A 17,952-nucleotide genomic window follows, 5' to 3' on the forward strand; every position below is an offset into this window, starting at 1 on the left:
GCTACGGAGACTCCAGTGTCAGTCCGGTCCCGGCTATGAAGCCGTCCAGGATCTCCGGTCGGCGTTGGATGCTGCGTAGACGGTTCTTCACGAGCGGGGCGAGGGCTTCGATCGTGTGGGGTGCGAGGTTGGCCAGGGACTTTTTCAGGTGGGCCCAGACGCCTTCGACGGGGTTGAGGTCGGGCGCGTAGGGAGGGAGCTTGCGATGGTCAGCCAGTCACTGTTGCGGTCGCAGAACTCCCGCAGGGCCTTGGCGTGATGGGTGCTGGCGTTGTCCCACACCACGATCAGCGGGGCACCGCCGAGCTGCCGACGAGCGGAGGCAAGCAGGTCCGCGAACTCGCGGGCCCGGAAGCCCTTCTTCTCGCCGGTACGGCCCCGGTAGGTCTGCGTCCGGTAGATCAGCCTGGTCTTGCGACCCGGTCGGACGCAGATCATCCCGGCCACCAGAACTGGAACCTGAGAGGTCGGACAGGTCAACCTGTCACCCAACCCTGCAGCAGACCCTTGGTCGGCCGACAGCTGCGAGGTTGCTCCTGGATGGAGCGCGGCGCGGGTGCCGCGCTCCCCGGTCGAGTCGTACGTGGTCAGGTGGAGTTGGTCTTCGGCCGGCGCTTGGGGGTGCGGTTGCGGGGGCGCCGTTTCGTGTTGGGGCTGATCTCGGCTGCCGGTTGAGTATCCGCTTCGCTGCCACTCTCGCCGGAGGGCCTCGACTCCGAGGCGGAGTCGGTTTCAGGCTCGGAACTCGGGGGCTGCGCAGTCTCGGAGTCGGGCTCCTCGGCGGGTGGTGGGCCTTCCTCCTGGACCTCGTCGAAGGCGCGGGTGTCGGCCTGCTGTTCACCGTCGGGCGCTGGGGTCGGATCGGGCTCGATCACCGGGTCGTTGTCGGCGACGGGGCCAGATTCGGTGTCGGTCGAGGGCTCGGCGTCTTCACCGACGTCGGGCGGCGTCGTGTGGGCTTCGGGGCCGCAGTCTCGCAGCGAGGTGCCCGTGGCCGGCGTGGCTTCGTCCATCACTTGCGTGAGTGCCTTGTCGAACAGGTCTTTCCAGGGCCGGTGGCCGACGTAGCGGGGTTTGTAGTCGAAGGCGGGGAGGAGGTCATCTTCGAGGGTGCGCAGGATGATGAGTTCCGGATCTTCGTCGGCTTCGGTGACGAGGGTGGTCGCCTTGTTGTAGCGGTGCCCTTCGGCCAGGCGTGCAGCGAGTTGCGCTTCGCGGAGGGCGTGGTCGGGGAGCGGGGGTGCGGCGCTGCCGGTGATCCAGAGTTGGACGGTGGTTCCGCCGAAGATGGGGCGGAAGCTGATGCCTCGTCCGTCGCTGTAGACGAGGTGGGCTGCGCCGTCGGCGGGTGCTGCGGCGTCGATCGCCCAGTCTCCGCCGAGGCTTTGGGCGAGGTTGGCCGCGGCTTCTCGGACTGCGGCGTCGGTAATGAGCATGTGTCGTTCTCCAAGAGGTCTGCGGGTGAAGCGGGGCCCACCCCTGCCGGGGCGGGCCCGGTGTGGCTACGCGGGGCGTACTTCGTCGCCGTCGTCGAGGAGCATCGAGAGGGTGGAGCCGGTGTCCCAGCTCACGTAGAGCATGGAGAGGTTGGCGTCGAACCGGTGGACGGTGGCTTCGTCGTCGGGCTTGAGTTCGGTGTGCGTGTCGGTGGTGTGTACGAGGGCGACGCGGTCGCCCTGCTTGTAGGTCATGTGCGCTCCAGTCGTGATGTGTTGGGGAAGTTGTGGTGGGTCGACTGCTAGGCGTCGTGGTCGCACGTTTCGGTGGGGCAGGCTCCGCAGTCGAAGCAGTGGTCGCAGGCGCATGCCTCGCAGCCCGGTTTCTGGCACCGGATGTCGTGGCTCCGGCAGTACGGGAATGTGAACGGTGGCTCTTCCATGCCCCCCTTCCGATTCTATTCTATATGCATTCAGGGGGGAGTTCAAGATCGAATAAGGCAATTTCCGCAGGTCAGGCCGCTACATCGCGCATCAGGGCTTCGACCTTCTGGATGGCAGAGAGGAAAACGGCATGCGAGTGCAGCCGATCGCGCCGTTCCAGGGACTCCAGCGCCTCCCGGGCGGCCCTGGCGTACACGTTGCCTTCGTGCAGGGTGTCGCCGCACCCGATGAGTACGTGCGGGCCGAGGTCCCAGAGGATCGCGTTGACGGCGGCGCCCGCGGCTGCGATGGGGTCGATGTCCGTCAGGCACCATCCGAACTGGTGCGGGTCGATGCCGCGTTCGCGCATGACTTGTACGGCGGCGCGATACATGCCGCCGGTGCCGCCCGCGGGCTCGTCGAACTTCATGCCGGGCTCAAGCGGCCTGTCGTCGAGCACCATCCTGGCCATCAGGTAGGCGACGTCCGGTGGCGTGTGTATCTCCGCGAGTGCGTCGTGAGCACCCTTGGAGCGCATGACGGCAAGGAGGGTTCCGATCACGTCGGTGGTGGCGCGGAGATCGGGGTCGTCGCTGGTGGTCAGATGCAGGAGTCCGTTGGTGATCGCGGTCTCGACGACGGCTCGCACGGCGGCGGCTCGCCGAGCATCGGGCTCCTCGTCGTCAACCCACTTGTGGAGGGGCGTGGCCCGGTCTATGAGGTCGGGGCGCATGATCCACATGCGGGCCCAGCACTCACGGAAGGCCGCCAGCAGCTCGGCGTCGTCGAGGCTGAGCCACCAGTCGGCGGCGAGGTACGCGTCCGGGCCTCGCAGGGGCCACAGGGCGAGCGCGGCGACGGTACCGATGGGGATTTCGATGCTGCTCCCCCCATGCGCGTGGTGCCAGGCCGAGCTGACGGCCTCCGCCAGGTCGAAGGCGTGGGCGTGCGGGTTCCTCTGTGACGGGCGGTACTGGCCCAGCGTGCGCTTGACCGCGGCGAGCGCGGGGCGGGGCTGGGTGGCGATCGTGACGGGTTGGGGCGCCGGCGGAAGATCGGTGAGAAATCTGCGCGGCGGTGCTTCGGGGGCGGCTGGGGCGGGCTGTTGTTCGGGCTCACTGGCGTTGGCGAACAGGTCGAGTTGGCTCATGCGGTCTCCTGGATTCGGTTCGATCGAGGCATCCCGTGGCGGCCCGCAGGCCGCCACGGGGGAAGGTCAGCGCACTGTGCGCCGTAGGCGCCGGAGCGTGGCGGCGGCCTCTTCCGTGCGACCCGCCGCCGTGTGCGCGGCGTGCCGCAACAGCTCGGTCAGTTCCTCGGTGGTGACCTGGGCGAGCAGATCGGTGAGGCTGAGGTGCCATTGATCAGCGAGGCGGTAGGGATATCCAAGCGCCAGGGTGAGCACGACGCCGGTGACGAGCCGGTCCGTGCATTCAGCGCAGAGACCGAGCTGACGACCGATCCGGTGGATAGCGTCGGCGTCGGCGAGGAGAGCCGTCTTCGGTATGGCCTCGTGGGCAAGCCTGGCTGTTTCCTGCTCTCGCTGCACGAACGCCTCCCAGTTCAGGCGGGCGTCGGCTTCTCGGCCCTCGGCCTTGAGGGCGGCACTCGCGAGGGTGGCCTCGAATCGGGGGGTCGAGAGGGACCGCAGGACGTACTGATCGGGCGTGAGTCCGATGTAGGCCACGGCGGGGTCGCGGGACTCACCGCTGAAGTGGTGAAGGGTGACCAGTAGCGCGGCCTCGACCGTGGTGGGGCGGAGGCTCAAGCGGCTTACGACGCTCGCGCACAGGTCCTTCAGCATGTCGGGGTTCATGTCAGTCTCCAATGGGGTTACTTGGGCCGTTGGTTGGCAGCGAGGTATGCCTCTGCGGCGGCGTGGCGTGCCGGGTTGGTGACGAGTTCCTCGGCCCAGATCCGGCCGGCGATCTCTGCGGCGGCGTCCTGGTCGGGCGCGGCGATGACATAGGCGAGCTGGCCGGATGTCTCCAGTTCGGCGCACCGTTTGTCGTGGGCCGCGTCACCCTCGGGAGGGGCTTCGACGGCAACGACGTCCATCTGTGCGGGGGTCGGCTCCCGGTAGATGACCCACCACTGCCGTGCGGGTGGACTGGTCATAGCTCTCCTTTGGTGTTCAGGGGCGAGCGTCAGGCCTGGGGGTCTGGCGCGGAGTAGTGGGTGAGGAGTTCCGCGATCTCTCGGCCGATGTGGTCCATGAGCGTGCGGATCTGCTTCCTGTCACCGCGCAGGTAGAGGGCCAGGTCGAGGACTTCGGGGGCGGCGGCGTAGGCGAGCAGCTCCCGGTACTGCTCGACGGTGAGGGGTTCGAGGTCGCCGGGGCGCAGCGCCCAGGAGGCGACGGCTGCGCTGTCGGCGAGGCGCTTGGCGGCGCGGAGCGTGGCGGTGTCGGGCGCGCGGGCGATAAGGATGAGGAACATCGCACCGAAGTGGTGGTCCGGCGTGTTGATGACCGGTACCGAGGGGCGAGCGGGCACGGATGCCTCCGGTTGAGGATGAACGGGGCCCCAGATGCTTCTTTTCTATATGCATTCAGGGGGTATTGCAGCCCCGCGAACAAGCACGGGGGGTCAGCCCTGGCCGATGTCGACCACGAGCGGCGCTCCGCCGACAGGGCGGCCAACCTCGCCGACGACTACCACCGGAGGTGACCGATCTCGCGAGGGGGCAGGCCGCGGGGATTGGCAGGGAGAGGGACGGCGATGTCGCGCTCGTCGGCCATCGGGTGGACGAAGTAGTAGCCGGGCGGGTGAGTGCGCAGATCTGCGAGCCGAGCGAGGAAGCACAGATCGGCGGTGAGCTTGTCCCAGATGGGGTCCGGCCGCTTCAGCAGGTCGAACCGCAGCAGGAGTCGACCGTCGTCGCTATGCAGACTCAACAGGGCATAGCCGGGCTCGTCGCGGGTGGCGACGAGAGTCCTGATGCGCGGCTCGATTGCCACCGCCGTCACGGCCATGCGCCGCAGTACGGCGCGGGCGAGGTTGCGGGTGGCCTCACACACCCGCCGGTCCGCGAGCGGGCAGGGGTCTTGCACTTCACACGCCTCCTTGGCGTAAGGCCGCCCGGCGGCCGGGATGCGGTGGTCACCGGCCGCCGGACGGAGTCGTTGACGGCGTCAGCCGACGCGGATGGGACGGTTCTGCAGGTCCAGGAAGATGCAGGTGGCTGCGGCGGTGGGCATGTAGTCGGCCACGATGCGACCGCCCTCGTCCCAGGTGAGGAGTTGGACCAGGACGTCGAGCAGCGGCTCGGGGAGCATCTGCCGCCAGTTGTCGTAGTCGGTGCCGGGGAACCATTCCTCGCAGGTCCGCTGGAGGGATTCCGCGATGGCCTCGGCCAGCCGGTCCGCCTGGGCGGAGCTGATCTGCTCGGCGCCCAGGCGCTGGCGGATGCCCTCGAGACTGAAGGGGTCTGTCACGGTCTCTCCTGACGGTTGAAGAAGGGGGCCGCTCCCCCTTCTTTCTGATTCTATTCTATATGCATTTGGGAGGGAGGCAAGATTTCCGGCGGATTTTCTTGATCACCGAGGGACTTTATTTCCGCAGGTCAGCAGCTACGTCCGCAGGGGTGAGGTCGCGTATGTGGAGGACGAGCCGCGCTCCCTCGACCACGTGCCCCATGCGCATGTCCGGGCCGACGACGCGCGTGTGGTCGTCGTCGGCCAGGACGCCTTGGTCCACGAGCCCGTCGACGCACGCCTTGAAGCTGGGGTACCAGTTGGCCGGGTCTCTCCTCTGCCGGTCTTCGGGGTGCAGGACGCCGATGATGTGGACCCGTTCCAGGGGCGGCACCGCGCGCGAGGCGGCCCAGGCCGCGCGCCTCAGCACCCTGGTGATCTCCGCGCGCTTGTGGTGGTGGAGCCGCTGGTTGGCGTTCAGGAGTGTCAGCCGGGGCGGCAGCGCGACCCTGAACTGGCGACCGGGCATCCCCTCGAACCAGTCCGGTTCCTCCTCGCCCGGAACGCCGACCGGGGGTACCGCTGTGGGCGGCGCGGACTCTGTTGGGTCGGGGGCGTATCCGCTCCGGCGCGGCACGCCGGCGTTGGTGAAGGCCGACGTGTGCAAGGCGGAGATCAGCATGAGGCGGCTTCTGCGGCCAGTCGCGGCGTCGGCGACCAGGGCGCGCATGTCCCCCGGCTCGTACTGCTCGATCCGGATACGGATGCTGTCCCGCGGGTCGCAGGCAACGAAGATCCGTCCGGGCTTGATATGGGTCACCTGCGGCCCCGGTCGACGAGATCCGACAGGGCCTTCGCCGCCACCGCCGCCGGCCACGCGACGATGACCACCGCGAGGTACAAGGAGACGGCGCCCGGCCGCAGTTGGCAGAGCAGTCGCAGGATCGGGTCGTGAGCCAGCAGCCTCCGGAAGGCGTTCGCCAGGATCACCACTCCCGCTGCCCATACAAGGAGGACAAGCAGTCCGAGCACGCTGGTCACGCCTCCACCTTTCTGGTGTCGACGTTGACCCAGACCGTACGAAGGACGCGGGCTTGGGCCAGGCGCAGGGCGAGGGAAGCGGCACGACCGTTGCGGTGCGCCGCGAAGCCCGCGCAGATGGCCGGGGCATCGGTGCCGAGTGTGGCGTGGCAGACGATGTGCCCCTCCTTGGCGATGGCGTTGGCGACCATCTCCGCCACGCGCCCCTCTTCCAGGCGCATCAGGTTGCCCGGCCGGAAGATGCACGTCCCGCATCGCCCCGCGCAGATCCGAACGCTCCATGTCGCCGGGTCGGCAACATCGTGGCGCAGTCCGTCGGGCGAGTAGGTGGCAGAGCTGGTCATCGATCGGCCCCCGGAGTGGCGGCGCGTACTGCCTCACCGGTCGCTGCGAGCAGCATCTCCAGACAGTGGGAGAACAGTTCGGGGTCTGGCGCGGTGAAAGCGGCCCCGTACAGGGCGAGCGTGGTCGCGGTGTCCCCGTTGGCGAACGCGATGATGAAGCGGGCTGCGAAGAGGTGCGGCTGCGGGAGGATGTCCTCGGGACGGCTGCCGTCTGTAGTCAGAAGGATCCAGGACGCCGTGTCGGGATCGAGTCCCTGCATCTTCGCCAAGGCTACCTTCGCCATGACTGCGAGTCCCGTCGCGACGCCGTACAGCAGCGAGGGCGTCCCGTTCCGCGCGAGGTCCGCCAGGACTCCCCGGGCCTGGTCGTGGCGTCCCTCCGTCCAGTGGGAGACCGCCTCGGCAAGACGCTCGGCAACCATGGGGGAAGTCTCTGTGGTGTCCCCGTTCGTCGGCATGACCGGCACAGTCCAGGTTCCGGGCTGGCCCTGGACCTCTCTCCACCCGTTCACCGCGTCCAGGGTTCGGGCGTCGGGCCGGATCATGTAGCCGTGCTCGATCAGCCGGTGACCGGCGCTGGCCGGGCGGAAGCTGTCCCAGTCGAAGAAGAGGTGCGCCAAGTAGATGCCGTGGTCCTCGTCCAGAACTCGAATCCGGTAGCCGTCCGGCGTGCCGGTGCATATTGCGGTCAGGTTGTTCACTGCGATTCCTCTCGGTTGGTCAGGGAGCGTCGGGGAGTTCGAGCTGCTGCGCGGCCTGCTCCTCCGCGTCCAGTGGGTTCGGTCCGGGGCGGTAGTGGGGCAGGCACCGGGGGCACTGCTGCTCTACGGCCCGGCGGTGAGCGCGAGATCCGGCGGCCGTGCCGCACGATTTGCGGATGACCGGGGCTGGCAGCTCGGTGGGGTCGGCGTCCGGAAGCTCGTGGATGATCACGCCGTTGAGCCAGATCCGGCCGCCGCAGATGCCGGTGAACAGGCTTTTGGCTGGGACGACTTGCCGGATGCAGGCGGCCCGATAGGGGCAGCCGCCGCAGACGTAGAGGACGGGTTCGCAGATGGCGACGAGTTCGATGCCGTTCTTCCATCTGTCGTCGGCAACGGCGAAGTCCTCGTCGCCGAAGCATGGGGCGTGGTCGGTGACGTGGGTGCCGATCAGGGTTCGTGATCCGGTCACAGGACGGGCTCCAATCGCTGGCCTATCCACCGGGCGACGTTGACCGAGACCGCGTTGCCTGCCTGCGCGGTCTGCTCGGCCTGGTTGCCGTAGACGACGTACTTCTTGGGGAACCGCTGCCCTTCGAGCTGTTCACGGGGCTTGAGCATCCGGAAGTAGCAGTCGTTGATGTCCGGGGCGTTTTGCACCAGAGCGGCTGAGTCGCGGGTGGAGAGGGTGTGGACGGGTTCGGCGGCCGTCTTCACCGCGGCCTTGCGGTACGGCACGACGAGGGTGTTCCGCGCGCGGTCAGGCACTGTGCCGGCGTGCGTGACGAGGGCGTGGTGGTTGCCCTGGGCGGTGACGACGCTGAGCGGGTCGCTCGCGGGGCTGGCGGTGGCGTGGTTGCGGTACTCGATGATGAACGGGTCCATCGTCAGCAGGGCTTCGCTCTCGCGGGTGGTGCGAGTACGCATCGGCACGTCGACGGGGACGGCGTCGGTGTTCCACGAGCCGCCGGTCGGTACCAGAAGCGCATCGCCCTGCTTCACCGTCCGGACGGGCATCGGCCGGTCCTCGACGGCGTACGCCCTGTCCCCACCGTCTTTGCCGTGGGTGAGCGAGATCGAGTACGGGCGCCAGGGGAACTTGAGGCGGCCCGCGCGGATGCGGTCCATGGTGGTGTCCGCGAGGGGCTTTTTGCGGTCGCCGATCCGCTTCCCAAGGTCGCTGAAGTCGATGATGTCGCTGGCCGGGCGTACGTACGGCTCGACCATGGCGTGGCGGCAACGGGTGTTGGGGCAGCGGTAGATGTAGTCGCGCCGGTACTTCCCGATGCGCAGGCCATCGGTCTTGGTCCACGACTGGACGGCGTACACGTCCTCACCGCAGTCGACGCAGGGAGCAAGTGGCCTGGGCTCCAGGTCGGGCTTGCGCATGGTCTTGAGGGTGAAGACCACGTACATCCGATCACGCCACTGCGGGGCGCGCAGGTTGACCTCGTCGCCGACGTGGGCGCTGCTGACGCACACGATCTGGTACTGGTATCCGAGCAATTCCATGGCTTGGAGCCAGGTCGCGAACAGGATCCAGTCCAGGCCGAATTCGACGACGTTCTCGACGACGATGGCCTTGAACCGCTTGGCTTCAGCGGCTCGCACCACGCACCATGCGGTTACCCGGGTCGCCTCGAAGGCGTCCTTGGTGAGGGACTCCCAGTCGTCGCGTTCCTCTTCGAGCAGGTCGAGGAGATCGAGTTGGTTGGTCTCTCGAGCCTTGCCGCCCGCGGGGCTGATCTCGGTGCAGATGACGGATGCCCACAGGGCCTCGGCCTTGGGCAGCATGCGCATGGGGAAGCCGTCGCTGAGCGTCATGACGGCGTGCTCGCTGTTGGGATGGTTGGCGGCGTGCGTTTCGATCGCGAGCCGCCAGTGGTTGATGCCGAGCAACAGCTCGTGCCCGGCTTCAACAAGTCCAGTGCTGCTGCCGCCCGCGCCACACAAAAGGTCAATCCACGTGGCCATGTGGGTAGTTGTTCTCCAAGAGGTCCTGCGCGCCCGGCCCTGCGTCGCGGGGCCGGGCGACAGCCGAGATCAGTAAGTGCGGAGCCCGCCGTGTGCCTGCGCACGGCGCAGGAAGGTGATCCAGTGCCCCCACACCGGGTCGCCCACGGGCATTTCGGCGATGGCCACGCCTGGGTGGGCGTCATAGGCGGTGAGGGCGGCGGTGATCTCGGCGACCGTCACGAGGAAGGCGTCGTTGTAGAAGAGCTTGTACCTGGGTATGCCGGTCGGCGCCGCCTCGGAGGCATCCTTGACGGCCTGGTAGGCGGTCCGGAATTCGGCGATGCGGTTCGCCGTGCTCTCGTCGAGCTTGGTGCCGGGCCGGTGGGTCACACCCTCCAGCCCGTATTCGGTCAGCTGGGGGTATGACGGTTTGGGCAGCTCGACGAGCATCCCAAAGTTGTTCATCGCGTCGAGGGCGCGCGGCATCGCGGTGTAGGCGAACCGAAAGTAGTTCTGGTCCCCTTCGGCGGGCTTTCCATCGGAGGTCTGGATGTAGATGTCGTATCCCACGGGGGGTGTTCTCCAAGAGGTCTGCGGCTGCCCGGCCCGGAGTCGGGCCGGGCAGCGCGATCAGCGGTGGGCGGCGTGGCGGCGGTGGACTTCGCCGTGCGTCGTGCGGCGCGGGTCCCGGCTGCGGGCCTCCCAGCGGAGCTCTGCGATGACGATCACGGTGAGGCCGGCACCGACACCGAGGGCGAGTACGAGCAGTGCGTACAGCGCGTGCAGTTCGGTCACCGCGCCACCACCTCGTAGCGAGCCGGGCAGGGCTGAAGGAGCTGCATGCACGCGACGAAGACCCCGTGGGCGTCGTTGGTCACGAGTCCGTTGTCCAACGCGGCCTGGGCTCGGGCTCGTTCGGCCTCGTCCTGCGGGTGGGCGATGACGCAGGCGCAGCGGCGCTTGCCGGTGTCCTCCGCCGGATTCGGCGGGACCGCTTCGGTGTCCGCCATCAGACGATCACCTGTCCGGTGGACGCGAGGTAGAGGATGCCGACCTCGTCGTTCAGCTCCCACACCGTGAGGGGCCAGTCCGTACCGCCTTGCGCGTGGACGCACGTCCAGCCCTTCGCCGCCATGGCGCGCACGACGTTGGCGTACTCCAAGAGAGCCGTGCCGTTGTCGGTGAGAGGGCCGTGGAGCAGCTTGGACACCGGCAGGCGCTGCGCTGTCACGCCCCCCAGCCGGACGGAGATCAGGTCGATGACGCGTGGCGCGAGGCGCCGCTCGGTGACGAAGGCCGTGATGGCCTGGATGAGCGGGACGGTGCTGTTGCCGTGTTCCGCCTGCTCTCCGCTCTCCGTGGAGTCGTAGAGCACCTCGTCGATGTTCGGGTTGTCGTCGTGGCGGCGCTTGACGTGGAAGCCCTCCAGCGCGGCTGGGTCCATGGGCAGGTCCTCGACCGAGGAGATCCACAGGTGCGAGCCGTCGGTGAGCTCGGCGGTGATGGCGAACGCGTTCCCGGACTCGACGTTGGTCACGAGCGGGATGCGGCGCAGCGCGGTGATGACCGGCTCGTACGCGCTCCACAGGTCCAGCCAGAGCGGGTCTTCGGTGTTGTTGTGCACGGGCATCGGGGCCAGCGGCGCCAGGTCGTTGCTCACAGTTCCTTCTCCAAGAGGTCGTGCGCCAGTCAACAGTACAGAGTTGGGATCTATATCAAGGCAAATTGATGCCGCCCGCGCTCACCACGGGCGGGCGATGAACACCAGCCGGGGCGCTGCGCGCTGCCCCTCTCGCACCTGCCGGGCTCGCGCGGTCAGGGCCTCCAGTTCGTCGACGCGCTGACCGGCGACGTCGGCGATGTCCTGCGCCTGGTGGGCGAGTTCGCGGGCCTGCATGAGCGCCCTGTGGTTGTCGCGGTGGTCGAGGTGGATCTCGGCGCCGCCGATGTCGTCGAGGAGTTCGCCGACGATCTCGTCCCGTACCGGCTTCGCGTACCCGAGTCCGCCGAGGTGTCGCTCGCAGTCGACCAGGTCCTTCAAGTCGGCGATCCGGATGAGGATGTCACCGACACCCTCGGGGTCCTGGCGGTAGAGGTCGGCGAGGCTGTGGATCTGCTCGCGGGCGGCAGCGCCGCTGTCGAGCACGATCGCGCCGTTGTGGCAGTGGCGAAGTGTGGGCAGGTAGTCCATGTCGTCCTTCCGGTGAAGAGGGGCCCCTCCCCCTCTTTCTGGTTCTATTCTATATGCATTGCCGGGGATGTCCATATTTCCGGCGAAATTTTCTTTCGGGAGTCTAAGTTTTTCCCTGGCTGCCGCCCCTCCGCGCTCGTACGGCCTCGCGCACAGCTCTGCGCGCCTCTTCGGTCGCCTCCGGATGCTCCTCGACCCGTCGGCGGCGCCTGGCGGCGTCCTCGTGCCATTCATCCCAGAAGCGCCCGTGCTTCCGCTGTTCCTCGTCCTTGGCCTCCTCCTGCTCCCTCCGGCGCCCTGTGCGCGGGTTGGTGCCGCATCCACGGCAGGAGGCAGCGGGGCGCCCCCGGTGCTTCGTGCAGCCCTGAGGAGGCTCCCCGCGCTCCGGGGCGGAGTCGTCTGGCGAAGCGGAAGCGGGCTCCCCTGCGGCGTCAGCCGTGGGGGTAGGGGGGGAAGGAAGGACAGAGGAAGAACCAGGAAAGGAAGGGGTTCCACCGGTGGAACCCAGTGGGTTCCACCCGTGAAACTCACCGGGTTCCACGGGTGGAACCCGGCTGTCCTGACCGTCTGGGTTCCCCCCGTGGAACCCTGCCCCCTCACCTGGGTTCCCTGCGTGGAACCCAGCTTCGACCTGCGGCGATCCGGCCTTCTCTCGGCGAGCAGCCTCGCGGTCCTCGACGTCCTGATAGGTCATCGCAGGCTTGGCCGGGGCCGAACGCGCGACTCCGGAGCGGGCCTTGTTGGCATTCTTCGGAGCAGCCTTGCGGGCCGCCAGGCGCTCCTTGAGCTCCGACGTGGTCGGTGCGAGCGGTACCCCGAGGGGGAAGACTCGGTAGACCGCCGCGCGTCCCGCCTTGCCGGTCTCCACGCGTTCGACAAGTCCTTTGGCTATCAGTTCCGTGACGATGGTGATGGCGCGCTTGTCGGTCACGCCGACCCAGGCCGCGAGACGGGTGAGGCCGGGGCGCGCGAGTCTCGTCTCGTCGTCGGCGCTGTCCGCGATCTTCATGAGGGCGAGTTTCTGGCTCTGGCTGAGCACGTCAGGCGGCAAGTAGGCCGCAGCGATCATCAGTTGGATGGACACGGTTCCCCTTGGGCGGTACAGGCACGGCGGCAGGACGGGGTGCCCCGCCCGGTCGCTCCCGGGCGGGGCTGAGACTCATCGGAGTCGAGTCAGGCCGGCGCGACGTTGATGACCGCGGGCGTCCTCTTGCCGGTCTTCCGCCGGGGGATCGCCAGCCCTGCGTCCTTGAGGTTCTTGACCATGCGGTTGACGTCCGGCGTCATCGGAACCGGGATTCCGGCGACCTCATGCAGGTCGACCATCGCCTCCACGTCGTCCTTCTCCTCGTCGTTGCCTCCGCGCCAGGACAGCTTGTTGGGGCCGTAGATCCCCTCCGGGGATTGATCGAGCTTCTTGCGCGCGAACTTCTTGACCCTGTCGCCCTCGCTGGCGAGTTCGTGTCCCTTCACGTAGTCGATGAGCGCCTGTTCGCGGTCGGCGTCGTTGCGGATGAGCGCGGTCTGCTCGGGCACGCCCGGAGCTGTCCCGGACCAGCACAGGGAGCGGAACGGGCAGTAGTCGCAGATGGCGTCCAGACCAGGGCCGTTGAAGTCGCGGGGCATCTCTTCGGGGTTGCCGGTCTCGCGCACACGTTCCACCCACCACTGGGCCTCCGCCGCGCGCTGCGGGTCGAAGTCGATCTCCTGGACGTGCTCCGCGCCGGAGTCCCGGTTGATGAACCGGAAGCGAATACGACCGATGTTCAGTGGCCCCAGGCGGGACAGGTACCGCTGGCCGGGAACGTCCTCGAACCCGACCTCGAACAGCGCGCCCGCGTACAGCTGGACCTGCCGCAGCTCGGCGGCCGTGGCACCGTAGCGAAGAACGCGGTCCCACAGGTATGTGGACTTGGTCTTCACGTCCTCCACAGTGAGGACGTCGGCGGGTATCGCTGGCCGATGACGAGCAGGCAGACGAGCAGCGGTCGCCGCGTCGAGCTGCACGACGTCGACATGTCCTCGGATCAGGTTGTCCTGGACACTGCGTTCCACCAGCCATCCGTACTCCGTGCGCGCAGACTCAAGCAGCCCATGGTGAATGAACGTTCCGAGGATCGCCGCTCGCTTGTCGGGATGATCTGTCGGTGTGATGCCGTGCAGGATGTAGGCGGCGCGTCGGCCGCACACGGTGTCGGACGCGCCGAGCTGTGTCTGACGCGAGCGAGGACGGCGTGCGTCCACGTCGTGTGCGGCATCCCAGATGGAAGGTGCGATGCCGTCAACTGTGGCTACGGACATGGGGAGTTCTCCAAGAGGTCAGCGTGGGCGGTCACTGCTCGGCATCCGCGTCCTGCTCGGCGGCCTTGCGCTGTGCGGCGGCACGGAGCTTGTCGGCGTCGGACAGTGGTCCCTCCCCCATCTCCCGCCGGGGGCTGTCGAGTTCGGCGGCGCGCTGCTCGGCGGCGGCCCGGACGGTGAGGATCTCGTCGTGGCTCAGGCGGTTCACCGGATCCGGGACGGCCCGCCACAGCGCCTCCAGGAGCTTCTTGTCCGCCAGGCCGGCGATGCGGGCGAGCCAGGGCTGTACGAGATCGCCGACGAGCGCGGGCATGATGCGCGGCTGGGACTCAACGGAGCAGCCCAGCTTGTTGAAGACCAGGTCCTCGATGCTGAAGTCCCGCAGCGGCAGCGGCTTGTTCCGCTCGACGCGCATCCGCAGCGATCGGACCTTGATGACCTGCGGGTCGGCGTTGCGCATCATGCGCACCCAGCACGACGAGTCGAAGCCAAGGTCCTTCTGGGCCGAGACCTTCCACTCGCTCTTGTTCTGGATCGGCTGGCCGTTGTCGTCCGTGGCGCTGACCTGCTTGCCTCGGGCCAACACGATGGCGATGCCGGGCAACGTGCGCAGCAGGTAGATGATCCTGTTCCACCGCTCCGTGGCGTCGTTCCACAGGTTCCGGCCGATGTCGAACGCGGCGTCCGGGTCCTCCTGGAGCAGCGCACGGTTCTTGCGCGTCCGGCGACCGCGTTCGTAGGTCCAGTTGGTGAGCATCCGCCACAGCGCGGATCCCGAGTCGATGGTCAGGACGACCGGGGCCTCTCCGGCTGCCGCCGCGCGCCTGGCCTCGGCGTGCACGGCCTCGACCTGTTCGAGGATGTCTCGGTAGGTGCCGTCGTGCTCGATGATCAGATAGTTGGCGCCGTCGATGGCCGCGTACTCGTCGGCGGATCCCTCGTCGAGGTCGATCCAGTACATCTGGCCGATGCGGTCGCTGCTGGAGAACTGTGCTGCCGAGTAGGTCTTGCCCGCGCCCTCCTCGCCCTCGATGAGGAGGAGAGGCCAGGGGACGATCCCCGTCGGCTTGCGTGTTTTCAGCTGGACTGCGGGCGGCTTTGCGGTGCCCGCCGGTGCGTTCACGATCTGGCTCCAAGAGGTCGTGGTCAGTCCGTGCGCAGGGCCCGGACTTCGAAGAGGGCTGCCCACTCCGGGTGTTCGGCCAGCAGGAGCCGTACGTACCGGGAGCGGTAGTCGTTGTTCAGCGCGAACTCGTCGCCTCGGGTCGCCGCGCCGTACTGGTAGCGCAGGAGCTCGAAGAGCATCCCGATACCGATGCGGCCGAACCCCTTCTCCGCACAGTCGGCGGTCATCCGGACCAGCGCCCTGAGAACCCAGGGGTTGAGCGCGTGGAACGCCTCGAATCGCTGCTGGATGGTCAGGCTGCCGACATCGGCGGGGTGGCGAACGGGCTGGATGGTGCCGAACAACGGCGGCTGTTCGATCAGCAAGGCTCCCCCCTCAGAGATAGACCTAACACATTGGAGTGTTGGAATCTATCTCTGGGTGGAGGGATTGTCGATCGACAACATCACCGAGGCCCCCTCGGTGGCCCCCTGGGTCGACACATGATCCCCCCTGAATGAATGAAGCGCACCCCCTCAGGTGCGCTTCTATTCTATATGCAATCAGGGGTTGAATCAAGAATTGCAAGCCTCTGACCTGCGATTATTCAGCGGCCTTTCTGGCAGCCTTGCCGCGCGGCACGATCCTGGATCCGGGCCCGTCGTAGGTGCCTTCACGCAGGGCAGCCAAGACCTTGTCGTCGATCGCCCAGTCCACCGCGCGCGCGCCCGCCTGTAGTGCGGGTGCATCTGCAACGACCGGCTCCAAGAGCCAGATCGGCGATCCGGACAGGGTGTAGTCGGCGGGCCGGAAGCGGCCTGTGCTGATTGCCCTGCGCAGGAGTTCGCCGGACGGCAGTCGGAACAGGGCCACCAACTCGGCCTGACCCACCAGCGGGGGAAGTTGCTCAACCTCTCTCACCCAGTAGCCCGGGTCCTGCCCCTTGGTCAGCCGCTCAAGCTCCGTCCAATTGAGGTGCTTCGGGCGCGGGGTCGTCTCTCCGAAGCCCTTCACGAACTGGAGGAGCCAGTACGGCGACCCGCTGATGATCTTGGCGTGGCGGTAGTCGAGGGTGTGATCCCGGCTGATCCACTGGCTGACCTGGAGCGGCCTCACGTCGTACAGCGCGGCGAACTCGACCCTGCCGGCCAGGTACGGCTTCCTTCCCGCCGGCGCCTTGTCCTCTGCCACTCCATCGCCTCCAGCTCACGTCACATCTGCATATAGATTGTAACCAACGTGGAAGCAGAGTCCGCCCCCGCCAAAGAGACGATAGGGTGGAGTCTCCAAGAGGTCGAAGACCCCCGTCGCAAGACGGGGGTCTTCTTCCATGCTGGGCTCTCGGACTGCTCGACGTCACCCATCGTGGGTCAGGTACGCGGCAGGGTCAGCGTCGTGTTCTCGTACTTCGGCGGACGGGCGTAGCCGAGCAGCCAGCCGAACCGCGGCGACAGATGCACCTCGGCGAACCGGAAGACGCCGTAGTAGGAGAAGATGGCGACCGGGGTCAGGACTCCCGTGACGGCCGTGGCGTCGAGATCGAGTCCGTGGCGGAGAACCACCGCGACGAGCCAGCCGACCGCGGCCGGAACTCCCGTGCGCAGCAGCGAAGCGTAGAGGTTCATGGGGATGTGCTCCTTGGGCTGGTCAGAGGGATCAGGCGAAGAGTCGGCGCCAGGTCTCGGGGCCGGGGTAGCCGTCGGCGTCGGAGCCGGTCCACTTCTGGGCGTGCTGGAAGTCGACGACGTTGAGGCGGTCCGCCTCGCCCCAGTCGCGGGACGGGCCGACGCGGTAGTGCTTGCCGTAGCCCTTGCGCACGAGCTGCTGGCCCAGCAGGAGAATCGACACGTTCGACTTGCCGGGCCCGAAGGCGCTTCGGCCGGGGAACACCGGCGGACCCGGCTTGGGCGTCGTCGACGTCGTGGTCGGCCACTTCGGCATCGGGCCCGGGTCCGTGTGCGTGTTCTCGGGCGTCTGGCCGTGGCCGTAGTGCCCGCCCTCCGTCTCCCAGACATGCTCGCTGCGGTTCGCCTTCCAGGTCGGGGCGCCCATCGGCCAGACGTCCGGCACCCCCCAACTCCGAGCCCAGGCCAGGATCTTGTCGAGTCCCGTGGCCGGAGTGTCCCGGACGGTCGCGTATGCCTTCCCCTTCACGCGGCAGTACGGGAAGAACAGCGTCTCGACTTGGAGGCACACCTTCCCGGTGCGGTTGGTACGGGTGCCGCCGGCGGTGTCGACGACCGACTTGGACCGGCTGTTCGCCGGATAGAACTGGGCGGTCCTGCCCGTGAAGGGATCCCAGAGCAGATGCGGCGCGACTCCCTTGCCGCTGCCGGTGAAGTACTGCACGAGCTTGTCGAACGACACGAGATCGGCGGGCTTGGCCAGCGTGGCGTTCTTGTCCCACGTGATGTGCCAGATGACGCGTGGGTCGTACTGCGTATCGGTGGGTGCGGTGTCGCTGAGCGGATGCCGCTCAGCTCCAGGCAGCCAGAGATCAGGCATGGCGCGTTCCTTGTTCTCCCCCGCGCCTGCTGTTCTGAGCCTACAGTCCGAGCTTGCCGGTCACGATCGCGACGATCACGCCCACCACGATCGGGGCCACGAGGGCGGTAAGAGCCAACCGCCGTACACCGCGGGCCTCTTGGCGCTCCGTCTCGCGCTCGCGCCGCATCTGGGCGATGTCGTCCTCGACGGCTTTGAGCCGTACCTCGTCAGTCCGCCGGTCGGCGTCGTACTGGATCTTCGTCACCATCTCGGCGAGCCGCGCGCTAAAGGCAGCGAAGTCGGCGCGCAGGTCGTCGCGCATCTGCTGCATGGCCCGCAGCAGTTCCCACGGCGTGGGGTCCTGTCCCGGCGGCGCGGTCACGGCGCTCCCTTCGGCAGCCCCGCGCCGCTGAAGATCAGTCTATGCGGGACGAGTAACTGCCTGTGGACGGCGAAGGCGCGAGACACCAGCGGAAGCCGAGCCGTTACCCAAGACTCACCGCCCTCTTTCACGGCGCTCATGCTCACCGGGTTGATCGCGCACCGCGACTA

Annotated in this window: 29 protein-coding genes; all 29 read right to left on the bottom strand. The window is 67.7% G+C overall.

The annotated features are described in order from the left end of the window. Position 1: 1 nt before the first annotated feature. Positions 2 to 217, bottom strand: coding sequence for a transposase (locus OO70_RS56340; RefSeq protein ID WP_234337073.1), 216 nt, complete (start codon positions 215 to 217; stop codon positions 2 to 4). Further along, positions 145 to 438: a transposase gene (locus tag OO70_RS42520; RefSeq protein WP_234337069.1), complete on the bottom strand. Its 294-nt coding sequence runs from the start codon at positions 436 to 438 to the stop codon at positions 145 to 147. Before OO70_RS42520 ends, OO70_RS56340 begins: the two co-directional genes overlap by 73 nt. A gap of 149 nt (positions 439 to 587) precedes the next feature. Further along, the gene (locus OO70_RS42525; RefSeq protein WP_043684280.1) at positions 588 to 1,436 is read right to left on the bottom strand and encodes a hypothetical protein; all 849 of its coding nucleotides are present in this window, start codon (positions 1,434 to 1,436) and stop codon (positions 588 to 590) included. Positions 1,437 to 1,502: 66 nt separating this feature from the next. Continuing rightward, positions 1,503 to 1,691, bottom strand: coding sequence for a DUF4314 domain-containing protein (locus OO70_RS42530; RefSeq protein ID WP_043684282.1), 189 nt, complete (start codon positions 1,689 to 1,691; stop codon positions 1,503 to 1,505). A 259-nt stretch (positions 1,692 to 1,950) separates the two neighbouring features. After that, the gene (locus tag OO70_RS51480; protein ID WP_051742123.1) at positions 1,951 to 3,009 is read right to left on the bottom strand and encodes a DNA methyltransferase family protein; all 1,059 of its coding nucleotides are present in this window, start codon (positions 3,007 to 3,009) and stop codon (positions 1,951 to 1,953) included. Positions 3,010 to 3,075: 66 nt separating this feature from the next. Next, positions 3,076 to 3,675 (bottom strand): hypothetical protein, encoded by a 600-nt coding sequence (locus OO70_RS42540; RefSeq protein WP_043684285.1) that lies wholly within the window; start codon positions 3,673 to 3,675, stop codon positions 3,076 to 3,078. A gap of 17 nt (positions 3,676 to 3,692) precedes the next feature. Next, on the bottom strand, positions 3,693 to 3,977 hold the full coding sequence (locus OO70_RS42545; RefSeq protein WP_043684288.1) for a hypothetical protein: 285 nt from the start codon (positions 3,975 to 3,977) through the stop codon (positions 3,693 to 3,695). Between the two features lie 29 nt (positions 3,978 to 4,006). After that, positions 4,007 to 4,354, bottom strand: coding sequence for a hypothetical protein (locus tag OO70_RS42550; RefSeq protein WP_043684290.1), 348 nt, complete (start codon positions 4,352 to 4,354; stop codon positions 4,007 to 4,009). A gap of 158 nt (positions 4,355 to 4,512) precedes the next feature. Beyond that, complete coding sequence (locus tag OO70_RS42555) at positions 4,513 to 4,911, bottom strand: hypothetical protein (RefSeq protein WP_043684292.1); 399 nt, start codon at positions 4,909 to 4,911, stop codon at positions 4,513 to 4,515. Between the two features lie 81 nt (positions 4,912 to 4,992). Continuing rightward, on the bottom strand, positions 4,993 to 5,295 hold the full coding sequence (locus OO70_RS42560; RefSeq protein WP_043684294.1) for a hypothetical protein: 303 nt from the start codon (positions 5,293 to 5,295) through the stop codon (positions 4,993 to 4,995). A 115-nt stretch (positions 5,296 to 5,410) separates the two neighbouring features. Further along, a complete protein-coding gene (locus OO70_RS51485) occupies positions 5,411 to 6,094 on the bottom strand; it encodes a hypothetical protein (protein ID WP_051742125.1) in 684 nt (227 codons plus the stop codon). Next, positions 6,091 to 6,315: a hypothetical protein gene (locus tag OO70_RS42570; protein WP_043684296.1), complete on the bottom strand. Its 225-nt coding sequence runs from the start codon at positions 6,313 to 6,315 to the stop codon at positions 6,091 to 6,093. Before OO70_RS42570 ends, OO70_RS51485 begins: the two co-directional genes overlap by 4 nt. Then, positions 6,312 to 6,659 (bottom strand): hypothetical protein, encoded by a 348-nt coding sequence (locus OO70_RS54880; protein WP_158711586.1) that lies wholly within the window; start codon positions 6,657 to 6,659, stop codon positions 6,312 to 6,314. Before OO70_RS54880 ends, OO70_RS42570 begins: the two co-directional genes overlap by 4 nt. Further along, a complete protein-coding gene (locus OO70_RS42580; RefSeq protein ID WP_043684300.1) occupies positions 6,656 to 7,360 on the bottom strand; it encodes a hypothetical protein in 705 nt (234 codons plus the stop codon). The genes OO70_RS54880 and OO70_RS42580 overlap by 4 nt, the downstream gene beginning before the upstream one ends. Before the next feature lie 19 nt (positions 7,361 to 7,379). Continuing rightward, a complete protein-coding gene (locus OO70_RS42585; protein ID WP_043684302.1) occupies positions 7,380 to 7,832 on the bottom strand; it encodes a hypothetical protein in 453 nt (150 codons plus the stop codon). After that, positions 7,829 to 9,334, bottom strand: a complete 1,506-nt coding sequence (locus OO70_RS42590; RefSeq protein WP_043684303.1) for a DNA cytosine methyltransferase — start codon at positions 9,332 to 9,334, stop codon at positions 7,829 to 7,831. The genes OO70_RS42585 and OO70_RS42590 overlap by 4 nt, the downstream gene beginning before the upstream one ends. 69 nt (positions 9,335 to 9,403) lie before the next feature. Continuing rightward, positions 9,404 to 9,886: a hypothetical protein gene (locus OO70_RS42595; protein WP_043684305.1), complete on the bottom strand. Its 483-nt coding sequence runs from the start codon at positions 9,884 to 9,886 to the stop codon at positions 9,404 to 9,406. Between the two features lie 60 nt (positions 9,887 to 9,946). After that, positions 9,947 to 10,111 (bottom strand): hypothetical protein, encoded by a 165-nt coding sequence (locus tag OO70_RS54885; protein WP_158711587.1) that lies wholly within the window; start codon positions 10,109 to 10,111, stop codon positions 9,947 to 9,949. Beyond that, positions 10,108 to 10,326 carry a hypothetical protein gene (locus tag OO70_RS42600; protein WP_043684306.1) on the bottom strand — a complete coding sequence of 73 codons (219 nt, stop codon included), beginning with the start codon at positions 10,324 to 10,326 and terminating at the stop codon, positions 10,108 to 10,110. Before OO70_RS42600 ends, OO70_RS54885 begins: the two co-directional genes overlap by 4 nt. After that, a complete protein-coding gene (locus tag OO70_RS51490; protein WP_051742127.1) occupies positions 10,326 to 10,976 on the bottom strand; it encodes a hypothetical protein in 651 nt (216 codons plus the stop codon). The genes OO70_RS42600 and OO70_RS51490 overlap by 1 nt, the downstream gene beginning before the upstream one ends. A gap of 81 nt (positions 10,977 to 11,057) precedes the next feature. Further along, entirely contained in the window at positions 11,058 to 11,507 is a 450-nt protein-coding gene (locus tag OO70_RS42610; RefSeq protein ID WP_043684308.1) for a hypothetical protein, read from the bottom strand. A 103-nt stretch (positions 11,508 to 11,610) separates the two neighbouring features. Then, positions 11,611 to 12,591, bottom strand: a complete 981-nt coding sequence (locus OO70_RS54890) for a helix-turn-helix domain-containing protein (RefSeq protein WP_158711588.1) — start codon at positions 12,589 to 12,591, stop codon at positions 11,611 to 11,613. A gap of 89 nt (positions 12,592 to 12,680) precedes the next feature. Continuing rightward, complete coding sequence (locus OO70_RS42615) at positions 12,681 to 13,562, bottom strand: PD-(D/E)XK nuclease family protein (protein WP_234337070.1); 882 nt, start codon at positions 13,560 to 13,562, stop codon at positions 12,681 to 12,683. Positions 13,563 to 13,839: 277 nt separating this feature from the next. Continuing rightward, positions 13,840 to 14,931: an AAA family ATPase gene (locus OO70_RS42620; protein WP_051742130.1), complete on the bottom strand. Its 1,092-nt coding sequence runs from the start codon at positions 14,929 to 14,931 to the stop codon at positions 13,840 to 13,842. 23 nt (positions 14,932 to 14,954) lie between these two features. Further along, positions 14,955 to 15,299, bottom strand: coding sequence for a hypothetical protein (locus OO70_RS42625; RefSeq protein WP_051742132.1), 345 nt, complete (start codon positions 15,297 to 15,299; stop codon positions 14,955 to 14,957). Positions 15,300 to 15,516: 217 nt separating this feature from the next. Beyond that, positions 15,517 to 16,104 carry a hypothetical protein gene (locus OO70_RS42630; protein WP_043684312.1) on the bottom strand — a complete coding sequence of 196 codons (588 nt, stop codon included), beginning with the start codon at positions 16,102 to 16,104 and terminating at the stop codon, positions 15,517 to 15,519. 179 nt (positions 16,105 to 16,283) lie between these two features. Further along, positions 16,284 to 16,538, bottom strand: a complete 255-nt coding sequence (locus OO70_RS42635) for a hypothetical protein (RefSeq protein ID WP_051742134.1) — start codon at positions 16,536 to 16,538, stop codon at positions 16,284 to 16,286. A gap of 31 nt (positions 16,539 to 16,569) precedes the next feature. Beyond that, positions 16,570 to 17,418, bottom strand: coding sequence for a peptidoglycan-binding protein (locus OO70_RS42640; RefSeq protein ID WP_043684314.1), 849 nt, complete (start codon positions 17,416 to 17,418; stop codon positions 16,570 to 16,572). Between the two features lie 40 nt (positions 17,419 to 17,458). Beyond that, positions 17,459 to 17,782, bottom strand: a complete 324-nt coding sequence (locus tag OO70_RS42645; RefSeq protein ID WP_043684316.1) for a hypothetical protein — start codon at positions 17,780 to 17,782, stop codon at positions 17,459 to 17,461. Positions 17,783 to 17,952 lie beyond the last annotated feature (170 nt).

The organism is Streptomyces xylophagus (assembly GCF_000716435.1).
In the GTDB taxonomy this organism is placed as follows: domain Bacteria; phylum Actinomycetota; class Actinomycetes; order Streptomycetales; family Streptomycetaceae; genus Streptomyces; species Streptomyces xylophagus.